The following is a 16,560-nucleotide window of genomic DNA, read 5'->3' as shown; positions in this document are numbered from 1 at the left end:
CTGCGCTCAGGCGAGAGTCGGTGACGTGAAAGCCGGGCCACAGGTCCAGCCAGCCTGTATTCTTATGCATGCAGCGGTGCTTTGAAGTTTGATGATTGGTCGCACAACCATCTTGCTTGAGATGTCACCGCTGTTTTTTTTTGCCTCTGGGGTGGCTTACCCCGCTAATCCGTGAAGAACCTTTTTTTTGGGGGGGGAAACCAGCGGGTGGCGGGCTGGCTTCGGCCCCACGTCCCCGCACCGGGCGGCAAGGCCCGCCTACCGCCGTGCCCAGCCCTGTCCTACAGCCAAGTACACGCGGGCCGCCTACTGTGATGGTGCGACCCGAACTGCCGGGGGCGAAGACGCCCGCTTCTCCTCCGCGGCAGCCACGGCGCCCATTCACGAGGAGGTCCTATGGGCTACTTGCTTCAGGGGCTGTTCGGAGAACGCTCCCTCACCAAGGTGGCTGGCCTGTTCAACCAGCAGAGCCAGGCTGAAAACACGATGGCGCAGGTGCTGAGCACCGCGGGGTTGCAGGCGGGGCAGGTGCGCCTGCTCGGCCCGCAGCATGCCTACGCGCCGCGGCGCGAAATCTTTTCCCGCTCCATGGAGCCCGAACCCACCGGCATGGCGCGCACCTTCTTTCAGAGCCACATCGTGTTCGGCGCGGCGGGCGGCGTGCTGGGGCTGGGCGTGTTCGCCTGGTTTTTCCGCGCCGCCCATCCGATGATCCTGAGCAGCCCCCTGCTCTCGTTCATTGCGCTGGTCGGCTTTGGCACCACGTTCGGCATGCTGCTGGCAGGATTGCTGTCGCTGCGCCCCGACCATATCCGCATGATCACCCATGTGCGCTCGGCCCTGCGCCACAACCACTGGGCCGTGGTGGCCCACCCCGTGGACCCTACGCAGACAGAGAAGGTCAAGGCGGTGCTGGAACGAGAAGCCAGCGAGGTTCTCACCACGCTGTGACAGGCCATGCCTGGCGCCTAGCGCGCCCTCACAGCAGGGGCAACAGCGCGCGCACGGCCCGCGGGTAAATGATGTGCTCCTGCGTGAGCACGCGGGCCGCGAGGGTGTCGGCGGTATCGCCCGGCAGCACGGGCACCACGGCCTGGTCCAGGATGGGGCCGACGTCCAGCTCCGCCGTCACCTGGTGCACCGTGACGCCTGCGACCTTGCAGCCGGCGTCGATGGCCCGCTGGTGCGTGTTCAGCCCCGTAAAGGCCGGCAGCAGCGAGGGATGGATGTTGACCAGCCGCCCCGCATACCGGGCGACAAAGCCCGGCGTCAGAATGCGCATGAAACCGGCCAGCACCACCAGTGCGGGCTGGTAATGGTCAATCGCATCGGCCAGCGCCGCATCAAACGCCTCGCGGGTGCCAAAGGCCTTGTGGTCCAGCACCTCGGTGGCAATGCCTTGCTGGCGCGCAAAGGCCAAGCCCGCTGCGTCCGCCTTGTTGCTGACGACCGCGGCCACGCAGGCGCCGTAGCGCTGGTGCCAGTTCTCCTGCTGTGCAGCGCGCACGATGGCTGCCATGTTGGAGCCCCCGCCGGAGATCAAAATCACGATGTTCTTGGGGACGTTGTTCTGCATCATTGGGCCCGGATTATCCAGGAGGCCACCCGGCGGGCAGGAGGCTGACGCCGCACCGGTCCCGTAACACGGCCCGGAGCTTGCGCGGCAGAGCACGGGGCACACTGCCGGCATACTCTGTCGCTGCAACGCAGTGCCCCTCCAGCCCGACAGCTTTCTCACCATGCCCTTCGATCCTTCCGCCCGCCCCCTGACCCCCAACGAAGCCCGCGTGCTCGCCACCCTCATGGAAAAGGCCCGCACCGTGCCCGACAGCTATCCGCTGTCGCTCAACGCGCTGGTCACCGGCTGCAACCAGAAAAGCAGCCGCGAGCCGGTGATGACCTTGAGCGAAGCCGAGGCGCAGGAGGCGCTGGACGAGCTCAAGCGGCTGACGCTGGCCTTTGAAACCAGCGGCAACCGCACCACCCGCTGGGAGCACAACTTCCAGCGCGGGGTGGGTGTGCCCGATCAGTCGGCCGTGCTGCTGGGCTTGCTGATGCTGCGCGGCCCGCAGACGGCGGGCGAGCTGCGCATCAACGCCGAGCGCTGGTACCGCTTTGCCGACATCTCGTCGGTGGAAGCCTTCCTGGACGAACTGCAGGAGCGCAGCCCGGAAAAGGGCGGCCCCCTGGTGGTGCAACTGCCCCGCGCGCCGGGCGCGCGCGAGCAGCGCTGGGCCCACCTGCTGTGCGGGCTGGTGGATGTGAGCACGCCCCCCACCACAACGCTCGCGGCGAGCCCTGCGCCGCAGGCTTTGCAAGCGCGCGTCGAGGTGCTGGAAGCCCAGGTTGCCGCGCTGCAGGCCACGGTGCAGCGGCTGTGCTCCGAACTGGGGATTGCCCCGGACGCCGCTGCGATGTCGCCACCCGGACAGGACTAAAACGAACGACCGTGCTACAACTGCGGGATCATTTGGAGACATACCGATGGATCTCGCATTCACCCCTGAAGAACAGGCCTTCCGCGAAGAGATTCGCGCGTGGGTTCACGCCAACCTGCCCAAGGACATTTCGCACAAGGTGCACAACGCCCTGCGCCTGACGCGGGCCGACATGCAAGGCTGGGCCAAGATCCTGGGCAAAAAGGGCTGGCTGGGCTTTGGCTGGCCCAAGGAATTCGGCGGGCCGGGCTGGACGGCCGTGCAAAAGCATCTGTTTGAAGAGGAATGTGCGCTGGCAGGTGCACCGCGCATCGTGCCCTTCGGCCCTGTGATGGTGGCCCCCGTGATCATGGCGTTCGGCAATGCCGAGCAGCAAAAGCGCTTTCTGCCCGGCATCGCCAGCGGCGAGGTGTGGTGGAGCCAGGGCTACAGCGAACCCGGCTCGGGCTCGGACCTGGCCAGCGTCAAGACCCGCGCCGAGCGCGTGGGCGACAAGTACATCGTCAACGGCCAGAAGACCTGGACCACGCTGGGCCAGTACGGCGACTGGATGTTCAACCTGGTGCGCACCAGCACCGAGGGCAAGCCCCAGACTGGCATCTCGTTCCTGCTGCTGGACATGAAGTCCAAGGGCGTCACCGTGCGCCCCATCAAGCTGCTGGACGGCGAGTGCGAAGTCAACGAAGTGTTCTTTGACAACGTGGAAGTGCCCGCCGAGAACCTGATTGGCGAGGAGAACAAGGGCTGGACCTACGCCAAGCACCTGCTGAGCCATGAGCGCACCAACATTGCCGACGTGAACCGCAGCAAGCGCGAGCTGGAACGCTTGAAGCGCATCGCGAAGGCCGAAGGCGTGTGGGATGACCTGCGCTTCCGCGACCAGATCGCCTTGCTGGAAGTGGACATCGTGGCGCTGGAGATGCTGGTGCTGCGCGTGCTGTCGGCCGAGAAGAGCGGCAAGAACTCGCTGGACATCGCCGGCCTGCTCAAGATCAAGGGCAGCGAGATCCAGCAGCGCTATGCCGAGCTGATGATGCTGGCCGCAGGCCCCTTCAGCCTGCCCTTCATCGAGGAAGCCATGGAAGCCGGCTGGCAGGGCAATTTCCCGGGCGGCGTCACCGCCAACGCGCCCCTGGCATCCACCTACTTCAACCTGCGCAAGACCACCATCTACGGTGGCTCCAACGAAGTGCAGCGCAACATCGTGGCGCAGACTGTTCTCGGCTGACGCCGCCAACAGTCCGCGCCTTGCGCGACAGGACTGCTCCCCCGTGCCCCCTCCGGGAGGGGGCTCCAGCTAGAGCTTCGCTGGTTGTTGAAGGCGCCACAGCGCCACAAGCCAGCACAAGGAGAGACACATGGATTTCGATTTTTCTGACGACCAGGAACAACTGCGCGACGCCGTGCGCAAGTGGGTGGACAAGGGCTACAGCTTCGAGCGCCGCCGTGCGGCCGTGGCCGCAGGCGGCTTTGACCGCGCGGCCTGGGGCGAGCTGGCCGAGCTGGGCCTCACCGCCCTTACGGTGCCCGAGGCGCACGACGGCATGGGCCAGGGCGCGGTCGACGCCATGGTGGTGATGGAAGAGCTGGGCCGCGGCATCGTGCTGGAGCCCCTGGCCCAGGCCTTCATGGCCAGCAGCGTGCTTTCGCAGTTTGGCGCGCAGGACGTACAGGCCGCCTGGCTGCCCAAGATCGCCAGCGGCGAGGCGCTGGTGGTGTTGGCCCAGCAGGAACGCAAGGCCCGGTACCGCCTGGACGTTTGCGAGGCAAAAGCGGCTCCAGCCCAATCTGGATATGCGCTAACAGCTATCAAAAGCATAGTACCAGCCGGTGACAAGGCCGATGCCTTCATCGTGCCCGCGCAACTCGACGGCAAGATCGCGCTCTTCCTGGTCGAACGCACGGCCAACGGCGTGACCACGCAGGGCTACGTCACGCAAGACGGCAGCCGCGCCGCCGAAGTGCAACTGTCCAACGCGCCCGCCACGCTCATCACCGCCGACGGCCAGGCCGCGCTGGAGCTGGCCGTGGATGTGGGCATCGCCGCCCTGTGCGCCGAAGCCGTGGGCGTGATGGACAAGACCGCGGCCGTCACGTTCGACTACCTGAACCAGCGCAAGCAGTTCGGCGTGCCGATCGCCAGCTTCCAGGCTCTGCGCCACCGCGCCGCCGACATGAAGATGCAGCTGGAACTGGCGCGTTCCATGAGCTACTACGCCACCCTGAAGCTGGGCGCCCCGGCCGACGAACGCCGCCGCGCCATCGCGCGCGCCAAGGTGCAGCTGGGCCAGTCCATGCGCTTTGTGGGCCAGCAGGCCGTGCAGATGCACGGCGGCATCGGCGTGACGGACGAGTACATCGTGAGCCACTATTTCAAGAAGCTCACGCAGCTGGAGATGACGTACGGCGATACGCTGCACCACCTGGGCGAGGTGTCGGCCCGCATGCAGGAGACGGCGGGCGTGTTTGCCTGACCGGCGCGCCGGATGAACGCGTGGCTGGCAACTGACGCAGGCGCGTAACACCCTTCAACGATGCTCGTGGATCCCCGGTCCACGGGCATTTTTTGTTTCCGGAGCTTTTGCGATGAACACGTTTTCCCCACTGTTCCCCCGCCGATCCCTGCTGTGGGGTGCGGTGGCCGCCACCGCACTCGCCCTGGCGGGCTGCGCGACCCAGGCGCCCAGCCTGGCCGAGGCACCACCCATCGTCTTCGTGCACGGCAACGGGGACACCGCCGCGCTGTGGCAGACCACCGTGTGGCGTTTTGAATCCAACGGATGGCCGCGCGAACGCCTGTACGCCATTGACGTGCCCTATCCCCTTGCACGCGACGAGGACGCCAAGCCCCAGCCGGGCCGCACCTCGGCCGCGGAGCATATGGCCTACCTGAAGGCCGAGGTGGACAAGGTGCTCCGCGCCACGGGCGCGCGCCAGGTGGTCCTGGTGGGCAACTCACGGGGCGGCAACGCCATCCGCAACTACGTCTACAACGGCGGCGGCGACCAGACCGTGAGCCATGCCATCCTGGGCGGCACGCCCAACCACGGCGTGTGGGCCATTCCCGGCTTCCGCGAAGGCAACGAATTCTCCGGGACCGGCCCGTTCCTGCGGGGCCTGAACGCGCCCAAGAATGCTGCGGGCGATGAAGTGAGCGGCCCCGTGCGCTGGATGACCATCCGCTCGGACCACAACGACAAGTTCGCCCAGCCCGATGGCGTGTGGATCGGCGCCAAGGGCACGGCCACCCACGTCTCGGCCGCCGGCCCCGAGCTCAAGGGGGCGACCAACGTGGTGATCCCGCGCATCGACCACCGCGAGACGGCCTACTCCGCCGCCGCCTTCGAGGCGACCTACCGCTTCCTCACCGGCAAGCCGCCCGCCCGCACCGACATCGCCCCGGAAAAGACGGTGGTGCTCAACGGCAAGATCACCGGCCTCGGCGTGGACCCGGCCGACCCCAGGAGCGGCAATTTCAGCAACAACCTGCCGCTGCCGGGTGCCCAGCTGGAGGTCTATGCCACCGATGCGGCCACCGGCGCCCGCGTGGGCGGGGCCCTGCTGCGCAAGACCGTGGGCGCGGAGGGTCTGTGGGGTCCGCTGGCCACGCAGGCGGGGGTCCCGCTGGAATTCGTGCTCTCCGCCCCCGGCTATGCCACCACCCACATCTACCGCAGCGGCTTCCCGCGCAGCAGCGACCTCATCCACCTGCGGCCCGAGCGCATCGCGGAGGCCGACAAGGACGCGAGCTCCCTCGTCACGCTGGTCCGCCCGCGCGGCTACCTGGACCCGGCACGCGACAAGATGCTGCTGGACGGCGCCCCGCCCCCCGGGGTGCCGGCAGGCGCCGGGGTCGCGTCCGCCAAGGTGAAGCCCTCGGGCGGCCAGCGGCCCATTGCTGCCGAGTTCAACGGCGAACGGGTGGTGGGGCAGACATGGCCGGCGGCCCAGGGGCGGGTGGTCGTGCTGGAGATCACCCAGTAGGCCGGCTCCACGGCTCAGTGCCGGTGCCCCTCGTGGCCCCGGTGCTCGGCGCGCTGCAGGTCGTCCACCACGTTCACGGTGACGCCATTGGGCAGGACCATGTCGCCCGGCCGCTGCCCGGCATGGCAGGCGCCCAGCCACCGGCCTTCGAACGCCATGGGGCCGGTGTCGCGCTGGGGCGTGCGGGAGTATTGAACGTCGAAGGTGCCGCGGTACGCGGACTGCAGGTCTCCCGACAACGTCACGCGCGCATTCACGCGGTTGTCGTGCACGTAGCACACGGTGCGGACATCGTAGGTGCGCTCCCGGCCCGCGCCGCGGCGGGAGGCCACACGCGGGGCACTGCAGTCTTCCTGCCCCGGCACGATGGCCAGCAGCATGGCCGGCTCGGCCTCTTGGCTGGTGCACTGCAAGACGGTGGCTGGCGCGCGTGATGCCTGGGGTCCCTGCCGCGGCCCGGCCAGGTCGTCCTGGCGCACCTTCACTTCCCACAGCCCGCTCTTGCGGGCCGGCAGAGCGGATGTCTTGGGTTTGGGCATGTGCAGGTCCGCAGCGGAATGCGCATGGGAGGCGGTGTGGCCGTCCTGGGCGGCAGCCCAAGCTCCGCCCCAGGCCAGACCGACTAAAAGTACGAAAACGCTCTGGGCAAACTGCATGGTGTCCTCTGCAACGGGATGGTCATCCCAAAGAAAAAAGACCAGCGGCGCACACGGCGCCGCTGGTCTGGTTCATGGCCGCCTTATCCTCGGCGGTAGCGCGGCGCGCGTGCTGCGGCCAGCCCGATCAGCAGCGCCAGGGCGATCAAGCCCCATTCGCTCAGCGTGGGGATGGACGCTGCCGGGGCCGCCGCGAAGGCAAAGGCCACCTGGCACGCCGCCGCGGCGTTGGTGATCGTGTAGGTGTACGGCGCCGTCTTGCTCAGCGTACCCGTGCAGGTGGAGCCTGGCAGCACCTGGGGAACCATGCCCGGGACTGCGGGGGTGAAGGTCCAGACACGCGTGTCTCCCACTTCCAGGACGGTCTCGCCGGCTGCGTTCTGCCCCGGGGTGGAAACGGTGCCATTGCCGCCCGGAACCGTCGCGGTCACGGTGACGGCACTGGCGGCCGCGACAAACTTCACGTCCACGTTGCAGTCGGCCTGGGCATTGCCCACCACGAACTGGTTCGCGTCACGCACGCCGCTGCAGGTCCCGCCGAACACCGCGACGCTGCCGAGGGCCGGTGCCGCCGTGACCGGCAGGCTGCTGCCCCGCGCCACCGTGGTGGTTCCGCTCGGGCTGACCGTACCCATGCCGCCCGTCACGGAAGCCGTGATGTTCACGGTCTGATCCGTAAAGGCCACGCTGAATGCGCAGTCCGCGTTCACCGGCGTGACGGTGTACGTGTTGCCCACCAGGCTGCCCGGGCAATTGCCCGTCACCAACGGGTAGAACCCCGGTGCCGGCGTGAGGGTGTAGGCGCGGGAGCCGCCGCGCGCCAGGTTCACGGTGCCAGAGGTGTCGATGCTGCCGTTGCCGCCCGCCACGGAGGACGTGACCGTCACGGCGTCATTGGTGAAGGACACCACAACCGTGCAGTCCGCCGTGGCATTCACCACCGTGTAGGTGTTGGCCACGACATCCTGGGTGCCACGGCAGGTTCCGCCCACCAGCGGCGCATAGCCCGCGCTCGGAGTGAGTGCGTAAACGGTGCTGTTGGCGCCGGGAGCCAGCGGTCCGGTGGAGCCCAGGGGCGTGACGGTCCCGTTGCCACCGACCACGGACGACGTCAGCGTCACACCGGTCACAAAGGCCGCGGTGAAACCGCAGTCGGCCGTCACGGGGGTGACCGTGTACGTTGCGGGGGTGGTACTGGTGTCCAGCGAACCGGTACAGGCCACGCCGGACGGCGGCGGCGCGATGGTCGGGAAGTAGCCAGCATCAGGCGTCAGCTGGTAGACCAGCGTGCCGTTCTCCTCCGTCTGGGCAGGTGCGGCCGAAGGACCGATGGAACCGCCGCCGGTCACTGAGGGCGTGACGAAATACGCCTTGACGAACTCGGCCGTGGCGGTCACGTCGCTGCCGCCCACGGTGATGACACACACGTTGCCGCTGAGACTGGTGCAGCCCGTCCAGCCCTTGAACACCGAGCCAGCCATGGCCACGGGGGTCAGTCGCACTTCGTCGTTTTCCGCAACGGATTGCGTGGTGCCCGCGGGGGTGCAGGGCGTTCCCACGTTACCGCAGGCCAGCCCGCTGGGAACAGCCAGGACATAGCCCGCGCCGCTGCCGACAGCATTCGCCGTCACATTGCGCAAGGTGCCCACGGATGTGTTGACGCCGGCCGTATTGTTGGCCGTGTAGGTGTCCTGCGTGCCCGCGGCAGGCGCCACCGTGACCACCGTGTTCGCAGGTGTGCCCGCACCGGTGAGCCCGTCGCCCGTGTAGGTGTACACCAGGGTCTGCCCCGCAGGCAGGTTCGCCGTGTTGGTGGACACCGGCCCTGGGCCGCTGGCAACCGCGCCGCAGCTCGCCGTGCTGCCCGACGGGACCGCACAGGTCCAGGACCCGCCGGTGATGCCCGACAGGGCCTGGCTGACGGAAACGCCGGCTGCATCCGCGGCGCTGTGGTTGGTGACCGTCATCGTGTAGACGGGAATGTCGCCTGCGGAATAGGACGAGAAACCGCCATTGCTCACCACCACGCCGAGGTCGGTGGTGGGGGTGGCAGACGCCACGATGTTGGTCTTGACCAGGGGGCCGATGAAGGGGCTGGCCGTATCGGAGCGGATGTCGTAGTCGCCGTTGTTCACGACGGCATTGGGGCCGGAAGTGGCCGCACCTGCCGGCACCTCGAAGCTCACATTGAAGCTGCCGCTTTGCCCGTCACTCAGCATGCCGCCAGTGCCCACCTCGCATTCGAGGTAGTCCGACCGGGGCGCCGCGCCCGCGTGGGGTCCGGTGCACGAGGCGGGCCAGGAGCCGGGGACGAATGCGGTGAACAGCCCGTCCTCGGTCTTGGGCGCTGCCACGCGCACCTTGGAGCCCAGCGCAATCACGCCGCTGTTGTTGGCGTAGTTGTAGGTGTAGGTGACCTGCTCGCCCGGCTTGGTGGTCGACGCGCCGGTCGAAGTGATGGACAGGCCCGGCATGAAGGCGCCCACGGCGTCCATGTACACCCGCGCCTCGTGCGCGGCCGCGCCGGGTTCGCAGTTGGAGGCATAGATGATGAGCACCACCTGATCGCCCACATCCAGCAGCCCGTTGCCCGGCGCGATGTCGAAGCCCTGCCAGTCGGTGTACTTGTAGCTGCCGACGGACTGCGTCTGCCAGGGCACGCCGGACTGGTTGGCATAGTTGTAGGTGTGGAACATCACCCGGTTCTTGGTGAGGTTGCGCACCTCGACATAGAAGTAGGGTTGCTCCGTGGGACCGTGGCCGCCGTCCACCAGCACCGGGGCCATGCCGAAGCGGATGTGCACCTTGTTGTCCACCGGGTCCACATCCGCCACCGTCATGGTGGCGACCTGCTCGATGGACGAAGCCCGCTGGGAGCCGACATCGTTGAGCTTGAAGGCGTTGTTGCCCCAACGCGGGGCCGTGAGCGTGCCGGGGTTCGTGGACGGCACGTCGAAGACCGGGACCGAAACCACGGCGCTGGCCCCATTGCCCACGGCAGCCCCCGTCAGGCCCAGCTGGCCCAGGGTGATGCCGGTGGAGGCATTGGGGACCGGCGGCGAGGCCGGCAACACATCACTGCGGGTATAGGTCCTGTGCGTCCAGCCGGACGGTGGCATGGTGGTGCCATCCTCAAACCCGCCATTGACAAAGCCGGCCTGCGCCCCAGGCGCCGCTGCGCAGGCCAAAGCCAGCACCCATGCACTGCGCCGTCCCGGGGTGCTGCTGCGTGCCAGCACCCCACGGATTCCGGCCTTCGCGGCGCGCCACAAACTCATTTTTTCATTCACGAGATCACGCTCCTCTAGCAACCAAAAAAACTGCTTCCCACGCCCGTTGCCGACGGCCCAGCCGGCCGGAACAGACGCCCTCTTGTGCGCCAAGGCCCGGCCCCGACGGGCCGAACAGGCGCGCTGAACCCCCTGCAAGGCCGCAGGCGGTCACTTGCGCGGACCGGTCAAGAAAAATCAGGGAACAAAAACAAGGCCCTTGCCGAACACGGCCCGCACGGGGAGGGCCATGTCGGTCGCCGTCAAGGTCTTGCGCCGCAATCGGCTGAGCTGCGACTCAATACGGTGGAAGCCGTCTTCTGCGTCCTCCGCACCCACGGCCTCGGTAAGGCTTTGCTTGGAAACCAGCGTGCCGGGCTCGGCCATCAGGCAGCCCAGCAGTTCCAGCTCGCGGCTGGTCAGATCCACGGCCTGCTGGTTGGGGGCCACCAGCCGGGCCAGGGCCCGGTCGAGGCGCCACGGCGCCAGCGACTCGCTGACCGCGGTGGCGGCCCGAGGCCCCCGGTTGCGCAGCTGCGAGCGAATGCCCGCCACGAGTTCCTGCATATCGACGGGCTTGACGAAGTACTGCAACGCACCCGCCTCCAGGCCGGCAATCCGGCTGTCCAGGTCGGCGCGGGCCGTCATGAGCACGGTGGGTACGGCCTGGCTCGCAAGGCGGCTCACCAGACTCAGGCCGTCCTCCCTGGGCAGCCCGATGTCCACCACCACCAGATCTGCGCGATCCCGAAGCAAGCGGACATAAAAGTCTTCGGCAGACTCCGCACCCCACGCCACGAAACCCGAGCGCTCAAGGTAGCTGCACACATTGGTGCGGATGTCTTCGTCGTCTTCGACCACGGCGACGATGGATTCTTGAGGCATGGATGGCAGCAGTTGTTACAACGTAAACAATTGGATACTGAATAACAACTATTCTCTCTGGGTAAACCGCCCACCAGCCATGCACAAATACTCACAATTGCTCACGTTACACAGGCCGCGCCTCAAAGCTTGCGGCGTGGGCCCATGGCTTGCGCTGTGCCTGGCGGTCCTCGTTTTCGTCGCAGCCCCACGGCATGCCGGCGCGGCGCCGGCAACCGAGGCACAGGTACTGGGCTGGGACCTCCCGCTGCAACGGCTGGACGACCCCGCCGGACGGCTAACCCCCCAGGAGGTTTTGGCCGACACGGCCACGGCTGCGGCGCCTGCGGCCGGGGCATGGCAGCCGCTGCACCAGCCGCTGAACGCGGGCTACCTGCGGCAGGTGGTCTGGCTCAAATTCGTGGTGCCTCCCGCTGCAACGCCCGGGGACCCCGCCTGGCTGCTGGCACTGCCCACCTACCTCGATTCCGTGCGGGTGTACCAGCGCGACGCTGCGACTGGCGCATGGACAGGGCAACACAGCGGCGACTATGTGCCGGCCCGGGACAAGGCGCCCGTGCGGCAGCATCTGTTCCGGCTGATCCCGGGCGAAGTCGCGCTGGTACGGTTGCACACCAGCAGCGCTGTGCAGTTCCGTGGCACCGTCTTTGCCAGCACCGAGGCGCTGGGCGCCGCCCTGGCGGCCGAGGAAGGGGTCCTGGGGCTGTACTTCGGGGCCATGGTGGCGCTGCTCCTGGGCATCTGGGCGGCCACGGCCGTTTTCCGCACGCGCAGCCTGTTCTCGCTGGCCGCCCTGGTCACGGCCAGCGTCCTGCATGTGCTGAACGTCCGGGGTTATCTCAACCTCGTCGTTCCCGCAGCCTGGACCGCCTGGGCGAGTCACGCGGTGGGGATTGGGGCCTTCGGGATCGCCGCCGTCCTGGCGTGGCAAATCCGCGAGCAGCTGACCCGCGGCACCCCCTACCGCGCGGCCCACCGCGTGCTCACGGGGCTGGCGGTACTGAACCTTCTCGGCACGGTGAGCGCCCCGCTGGGCTTCTACCCCGATGTGGCCTGGCTCAACCTGCTATCGCTCGTCGTGGGCGACGTGATCGCCGTGGCGCTGTGCCTCAAGGCGATTCACCTGCGCGAACGCGCCGTCCCGCATGCCTTGTTGCTCTGCGCCTACGGCAGCCACCTGCTGGGCGGCGTGCCGACCTCGGCCGTGATGACCGGCCTGGTTCAGCTGCGCGTGGATGTGAGCAGCCTGTGGCAGTTCCAGGCCCTGGTGTTCACCGCCCTGATCGCCAGCGCCATTTTTATCGGCATGGTGCAAAGGTACCGCCAGGCGCAGCAGTCCAAGGACCGGGCCATCGCCCTGCTGGCCGAATCAGAGCACGTGCTGGAGGACCGGATCGAACAGCGCACCCAGGAGCTTTTTGAGGCGCAGCAATCTCTCAAGATGGCGCTGGAGAGCGAAAGGGAGCTGCGCGAGGAGCAGCGGCAGTTCTTTCACATGATCAGCCACGAGTTCCGCACCCCGCTGGCGGTGCTGGACAGCGCGGCAGCCCAGCAGCAGGCCTTCCCGACGCCGGACCTGCAGGCCCAGATCGACCGCGCCCACCAGATCCGCCGCGCATGCCGCCGGCTGACCTCGCTGGTCGACAGTTGCCTGATCAGCGAGCGGCTCGATTCCGTCGGGTTCACCCTGCAGGCTGCGCCCGTCAACGTGGCGGCCTTGCTGGAGCACGCCGCGCAGCTGGTGCATTGGTCGCCCCGCCACCGGCTGCACCTGTTCACCGAATCCGCCCCCGTGGAGTGGGTGTGCGATCAGGCGCTCGTGCGCATCGCACTGTCCAATCTGGTGGACAACGCCGTGAAGTACGCCCGCGAGGGCGAGATCTTCATCGCCGCCAAAAAGAACGACGCCCACATGCTGGAGATCTCGGTGGCCGACGAGGGCTCGGGCATGTCGCTGGAAGTGATGGGCCGGATCTTCGCCCAGTTTGAGCGCGGGGACCGCACGGACCAGACCCGGGGCTTCGGCCTCGGGCTCTGGGTGGCCCGACGGGTAGCCCGGCTGCACGGTGGCGATATCACGGTGGAATCGCAACTGGACCAGGGGGCTTGCTTCACCCTCACCCTGGCGCCGCAGCGCATGCTGCGCGCAGATTCGTAGCACCGGGTGGCGCGCCGGGGCAGCACCCCGGGGAAGGACCGGTCCCGGCGCCAGTTGCTATGCCAGCAAGCGCGACGACTTGGGCACGTGGGCCATCAGGAACTCCATCTGGTCGGCCAGGATGCGCCGGTTTCGCAGGATGAAGTCCTCCCACAAGCTGGGCACATAGGGCGCGTACAGCAGGGGCATACGGGCCTGCTCGGGCGTTCGCGGCCCCTTGCGGTGGTTGCAGGGGCGGCAGGCCGTCACCACGTTCATCCAGTGGTCCTGGCCGTGGCGCGCGAAGGGCACGATGTGCTCGCGGGTGAGGTCTTCCTCATGGAAATGCCCGCCGCAGTAAGCGCAGACGTTGCGGTCGCGGGCAAACAGCTTGCTGTTGGTGAGGCTGGGCTTCAGGTCGAAGGGGTTGATGCCGGGAACCCCCTTGGTGCCGATGATGCTGTTCACGGCAATCACCGACTGCTCGCCCGAAACCGCGTTGTGCCCACCGCGGAAGCGGGCAATCTGTGCGCCAGATTCCCAGCGCACCTCCCCGGCGGCGTAATGAATCACCGCCTGCTCCAGCGAAATCCACGACTGGGGCAGCCCCTGGGCTGACAGCTTCAAGACCTTCAAAGCACCCTCCTGCAAGACGAGCTAACAAGGATTCGCAACGCAAATGTCTCGCGGGCGCCCCTGCGCAGGAGCAGCCCGTGGGCCACAATATACTCCCAATTCATGACAGATTGGCGTCCTGCGCTTATTGGGCGTGCGCCAGCTGCTATCAAAAAGATACCAAACCGATGAAGATCTTCCGCGGCTTCCACCACCCCGGCATCGCCAGCGCCTGCGCGCTCACCATCGGCAACTTCGATGGCGTGCACCGGGGGCACCAGGCGATGCTGGCCTTGTTGAACAACGAGGCCACGCACCGCGGCGTGGAAAGCTGCGTACTCACCTTCGAGCCCCACCCGCGCGACTACTTTGCCGGCGCACTGCACAAGCCCGAACTGGCGCCGGCCCGCATCGGCACGCTGCGCGACAAGCTCACCGAGCTGGACCGCTGCGGTGTGCGGCAGACGGTGGTGCTGCCGTTCGACGCACGGCTGGCGGCTCAGGCGCCCGAGGCGTTCATTGACGAAGTGCTGGTGCGCGGCCTGGGCGCCCGCTACGTGCTGGTAGGCGACGACTTCCGCTTCGGTCGCCAACGGGCGGGCGACTACGCCATGCTGGACGCGGCCGGCCAGAGCCAGGGGTTTGATGTGGCCCGCATGAACTCGTACGAGGTGCATGGCCTGCGCGTGTCCAGCTCGGCCGTGCGCCAAGCCCTGGCGGCGGGCGACATGGAGGCCGCCGCCCGCCTGCTGGGGCGGCCCTACACCATCAGCGGCCACGTGGTGCATGGGCGCAAGCTCGGGCGTGAGCTGGGCGCCACCCAGGCGGGCGCGGGCGACGGTTTCCGCACGCTGAACCTGCGCTTTTCGCACTGGAAGCCCGCCGCCAACGGCATTTTTGCCGTGCTGGTCCACGGCCTGGCCGAACAGCCTTTGCAGGGCGTGGCCAACCTGGGCGTGCGCCCGTCGCTCGACCCGACCGATGTGAACGGCGGGCGCGTGCTGCTGGAAACCCATTGCCTGGATTGGCCCGCTCACCTGGGCGCCGAGGGGGCGTACGGTAAAATCATCCGGGTGGAACTGCTGCACAAACTGCACGACGAGCTTCGGTACGACAGTCTCGACGCCCTCACCACGGGCATCGCCCGGGACTGCGCCGAGGCGCGCGCGTACTTTGCGTCAACCCACACCGAGACCCGTCGCCAGACCACGCGCGACCGAATTTGACGGCGTGCCGGCCGCCCCGCCGGCTGCGCGCACCCTCACCGCCGTCCTCCCGCTTTTCGCCGTTCCGGCCTGCCCGGCGCGGCCTGCCACCAAGGTCTTGCCCTCATGTCCGACACCTCCAGCCCCAGCCCTTCCGGTACCGACTACCGCGCCACCCTGAACCTGCCCGACACCCCCTTCCCCATGCGCGGCGACCTGCCCAAGCGCGAGCCGGGCTGGGTGAAGGAATGGGAGGACAAGGGCCTGTACAAGCGCCTGCGCGATGCCCGCTGCGGCGCGCCCAAGTTCATCCTGCACGACGGCCCGCCCTATGCCAACGGCCAGATCCACATGGGCCACGCGGTGAACAAGATCCTGAAGGACATGATCACCAAGGCGCGCCAGCTGGAGGGCTTTGACGCGCTGTACGTGCCCGGCTGGGACTGCCACGGCCTGCCCATCGAGAACGCCATCGAGAAGAAGCACGGCCGCAACCTGAGCCGCGACGACATGCAGGCCAAGAGCCGCGCGTTTGCCACCGAGCAGATAGCACTGCAAATGCAAGGTTTCAAGCGCATGGGGATTCTTGGCGAGTGGGACCATCCGTACAAGACCATGGACTACGCCAACGAGGCGGGCGAAATCCGCGCGTTCAAGCGCGTGATGGAGCGCGGCTTCGTGTACCGCGGCCTGAAGCCGGTGTACTGGTGCTTTGACTGCGGCAGTTCGCTGGCCGAGTTCGAGATCGAGTACCAGGACAAGAAGAGCACCACGCTCGATGTCGCCTTCAAGGCGCACGAGCCCGCCAAGCTGGCCGCCGCCTTCGGCACACCGGCCCTGGCCAAGGACGCCTTCATCGTCATCTGGACCACCACGGCCTGGACCATCCCTGCCAACCAGGCCCTGAACCTGAACCCCGCGCTGATGTACGCGCTGGTGGACACGCCCAAGGGCTACCTGGTGCTGGCCGAAGCCCTGGTGGAGCAGTGCCTGGAGCGCTACGGCCTCACCGGCACGGTGGTCGCCACCACGGCCGGCGAAAAGCTGGGCGGCCTCGAATTCGAGCACCCGCTGTACGACGTAGCGGGTGAAGACGGCAGCTACGGCTACCGCCGCCTGTCACCGGTGTACCTGGCCGACTACGCCACGGCCGACGACGGCACGGGTATCGTGCACTCCTCGCCCGCCTATGGCCTGGAAGACTTCAACTCCTGCCGCGCCCATGGCCTCGCTCTTGAGGACATCCTGAACCCCGTGCAGGGCAACGGCACCTATGCGGCGGACTTCCCGCTGTTTGGCGGCCAGCACATCTGGAAGGCGGTGCCCGTCATCATCGAAGCGCTGCGCAATGCCGGCCGCCTGATGACCACC

General features: G+C 67.6%; 13 protein-coding genes. 8 read left to right on the top strand and 5 right to left on the bottom strand.

The window, feature by feature from the left end:
- Positions 1–396: 396 nt before the first annotated feature.
- Entirely contained in the window at positions 397–951 is a 555-nt protein-coding gene (locus LWW96_RS09025; RefSeq protein ID WP_291486134.1) for a hypothetical protein, read from the top strand.
- 28 nt (positions 952–979) lie between these two features.
- Here the strand turns inward: LWW96_RS09025 and purN are convergent, their stop codons facing one another.
- On the bottom strand, positions 980–1,576 hold the full coding sequence (purN, locus tag LWW96_RS09020) for a phosphoribosylglycinamide formyltransferase (RefSeq protein WP_291486132.1): 597 nt from the start codon (positions 1,574–1,576) through the stop codon (positions 980–982).
- Positions 1,577–1,739: 163 nt separating this feature from the next.
- Here purN and LWW96_RS09015 point away from each other — a divergent pair, with 163 nt between their 5' ends.
- The 4 genes from LWW96_RS09015 to LWW96_RS09000 all read left to right on the top strand — a co-directional run bounded on the left by LWW96_RS09015 (position 1,740) and on the right by LWW96_RS09000 (position 6,422).
- The gene (locus LWW96_RS09015) at positions 1,740–2,438 is read left to right on the top strand and encodes a YceH family protein (RefSeq protein WP_291486130.1); all 699 of its coding nucleotides are present in this window, start codon (positions 1,740–1,742) and stop codon (positions 2,436–2,438) included.
- 46 nt (positions 2,439–2,484) lie between these two features.
- Positions 2,485–3,666 (top strand): acyl-CoA dehydrogenase family protein, encoded by a 1,182-nt coding sequence (locus LWW96_RS09010; protein ID WP_291486128.1) that lies wholly within the window; start codon positions 2,485–2,487, stop codon positions 3,664–3,666.
- 130 nt (positions 3,667–3,796) lie between these two features.
- Entirely contained in the window at positions 3,797–4,912 is a 1,116-nt protein-coding gene (locus tag LWW96_RS09005; protein ID WP_291486127.1) for an acyl-CoA dehydrogenase family protein, read from the top strand.
- Between the two features lie 112 nt (positions 4,913–5,024).
- Complete coding sequence (locus LWW96_RS09000; RefSeq protein ID WP_291486125.1) at positions 5,025–6,422, top strand: alpha/beta fold hydrolase; 1,398 nt, start codon at positions 5,025–5,027, stop codon at positions 6,420–6,422.
- Positions 6,423–6,436: 14 nt separating this feature from the next.
- Here the strand turns inward: LWW96_RS09000 and LWW96_RS08995 are convergent, their stop codons facing one another.
- From LWW96_RS08995 to LWW96_RS08985, 3 genes are all read right to left on the bottom strand, one after another.
- The gene (locus LWW96_RS08995) at positions 6,437–6,961 is read right to left on the bottom strand and encodes a DUF3617 family protein (protein WP_291486123.1); all 525 of its coding nucleotides are present in this window, start codon (positions 6,959–6,961) and stop codon (positions 6,437–6,439) included.
- Between the two features lie 200 nt (positions 6,962–7,161).
- Complete coding sequence (locus LWW96_RS08990) at positions 7,162–10,197, bottom strand: IPTL-CTERM sorting domain-containing protein (RefSeq protein WP_291486121.1); 3,036 nt, start codon at positions 10,195–10,197, stop codon at positions 7,162–7,164.
- A gap of 348 nt (positions 10,198–10,545) precedes the next feature.
- A complete protein-coding gene (locus LWW96_RS08985; RefSeq protein WP_291486119.1) occupies positions 10,546–11,232 on the bottom strand; it encodes a response regulator transcription factor in 687 nt (228 codons plus the stop codon).
- 136 nt (positions 11,233–11,368) lie between these two features.
- Here LWW96_RS08985 and LWW96_RS08980 point away from each other — a divergent pair, with 136 nt between their 5' ends.
- Complete coding sequence (locus LWW96_RS08980; protein ID WP_291486117.1) at positions 11,369–13,390, top strand: ATP-binding protein; 2,022 nt, start codon at positions 11,369–11,371, stop codon at positions 13,388–13,390.
- Positions 13,391–13,447: 57 nt separating this feature from the next.
- On the opposite strand, the gene LWW96_RS08975 is transcribed toward LWW96_RS08980, so the two are convergent.
- The gene (locus LWW96_RS08975; protein WP_291486115.1) at positions 13,448–14,005 is read right to left on the bottom strand and encodes an HNH endonuclease; all 558 of its coding nucleotides are present in this window, start codon (positions 14,003–14,005) and stop codon (positions 13,448–13,450) included.
- A gap of 167 nt (positions 14,006–14,172) precedes the next feature.
- On the opposite strand from LWW96_RS08975, the gene LWW96_RS08970 reads away from it, so the two are divergent.
- Positions 14,173–15,210, top strand: coding sequence for a bifunctional riboflavin kinase/FAD synthetase (locus LWW96_RS08970; RefSeq protein ID WP_291486113.1), 1,038 nt, complete (start codon positions 14,173–14,175; stop codon positions 15,208–15,210).
- A gap of 105 nt (positions 15,211–15,315) precedes the next feature.
- Positions 15,316–16,560 (top strand): class I tRNA ligase family protein (locus tag LWW96_RS08965; RefSeq protein WP_291486111.1); only part of this gene is annotated, 1,245 nt, incomplete at its 3' end.

This window comes from Acidovorax sp., from assembly GCF_021287135.1.
Lineage (GTDB): Bacteria > Pseudomonadota > Gammaproteobacteria > Burkholderiales > Burkholderiaceae_C > Acidovorax.
The sequence above is the reverse complement of the archived record's forward strand: the minus strand, read 5'-3'. Positions and strand labels throughout refer to the sequence as shown.